This window comes from Vibrio sp. D54 (genome assembly GCF_021728075.1).
Classification (GTDB): domain Bacteria; phylum Pseudomonadota; class Gammaproteobacteria; order Enterobacterales; family Vibrionaceae; genus Vibrio; species Vibrio alginolyticus.
Genome location: NZ_JAKKCS010000065.1, coordinates 1 through 1178 on the forward strand (window position 1 = coordinate 1; position 1178 = coordinate 1178).

Annotated in this window: 1 protein-coding gene and 6 tRNA genes; all 7 read left to right on the forward strand. The window is 45.0% G+C overall.

Going from position 1 to position 1178, the window contains the following annotated elements; translation table 11 throughout:
* Positions 1–88: integrase core domain-containing protein (locus tag L3V37_RS24085; RefSeq protein ID WP_138939050.1), on the forward strand; the 88-nt coding region annotated here is incomplete at its 5' end.
* Between the two features lie 299 nt (positions 89–387).
* A tRNA-Ser gene (locus L3V37_RS24090) sits at positions 388–479 on the forward strand.
* 31 nt (positions 480–510) lie between these two features.
* Positions 511–587, forward strand: a tRNA-Arg gene (locus tag L3V37_RS24095).
* A gap of 29 nt (positions 588–616) precedes the next feature.
* Positions 617–708, forward strand: a tRNA-Ser gene (locus tag L3V37_RS24100).
* Positions 709–793: 85 nt separating this feature from the next.
* A tRNA-Arg gene (locus L3V37_RS24105) sits at positions 794–870 on the forward strand.
* A gap of 55 nt (positions 871–925) precedes the next feature.
* Positions 926–1002, forward strand: a tRNA-Arg gene (locus L3V37_RS24110).
* Positions 1003–1054: 52 nt separating this feature from the next.
* Positions 1055–1131 (forward strand) — tRNA-Arg (locus tag L3V37_RS24115).
* The last annotated feature ends 47 nt before the right edge of the window (positions 1132–1178 follow it).

Consider the following 1178-nt stretch of genomic DNA (forward strand, 5'->3'; position numbering starts at 1 on the left):
AGCAGAGTCCGTAGATATCTATAATCAAATGAGGCCTCATACGGCTTTAAAATACAAAACGCCCGATGAAGTACATCGAGCGTTTTAGTTAAAAAGTGTCAACCCATATCAGGACGGGTCATACTGTTTTTGAAAATTTGCAGAAACTATTGTGTTGAGTATGGCTGTGAATTCATCAATAATGTTGATTCGAACTTCAGAAAGTTATTTGAAAATAAATGTCTTTTTTTCAGAGAAGACTCTCTTTTTTTCATCATAATAGAGTGATAAAGTTCGTTTAATAGTCACTTTGATTAAATCAGCAACGGTTAAGCCAGTTTCGTAGATTTTTTCAAAGAAAGTGTTTGACATATTTTCGGTAAAACGTAATATGTGCCTCCGCAAGACGGTGAGGTGGCCGAGAGGCTGAAGGCGCTCCCCTGCTAAGGGAGTATACGGTTTATCCCGTATCGAGGGTTCGAATCCCTCCTTCACCGCCATTCTTGCAACGTTGATTTATCAACAAAAAGTGCGTCCTTAGCTCAGCTGGATAGAGTACCTGGCTACGAACCAGGCGGTCGGAGGTTCGAATCCTCCAGGACGCGCCATATCTCTTTTGAGATATAACAATGAAAACGGTGAGGTGGCCGAGAGGCTGAAGGCGCTCCCCTGCTAAGGGAGTATACGGTTTATCCCGTATCGAGGGTTCGAATCCCTCCTTCACCGCCATTCATTGACTGGCCCGATGGCCTTTTTTTTGTTTCGTAAGAAATGAATGTGATTTACTTCACAACTTCTTAGCAAGAAGATCTGCGCGTCCTTAGCTCAGCTGGATAGAGTACCTGGCTACGAACCAGGCGGTCGGAGGTTCGAATCCTCCAGGACGCGCCACTATTTAATAATTCGTTTGATAAACGGGTTATACAAAGTAAAATAAGATTATTGCGCGTCCTTAGCTCAGCTGGATAGAGTACCTGGCTACGAACCAGGCGGTCGGAGGTTCGAATCCTCCAGGACGCGCCACTTATTAAAGGGTAATGCCCTGATGTTGACGAAAGTCGATATCGAAAACTGCGCGTCCTTAGCTCAGCTGGATAGAGTACCTGGCTACGAACCAGGCGGTCGGAGGTTCGAATCCTCCAGGACGCGCCACTTATTAAAGGGTAATGCCCTGATGTTGACGAAAGTCGATATCGAAA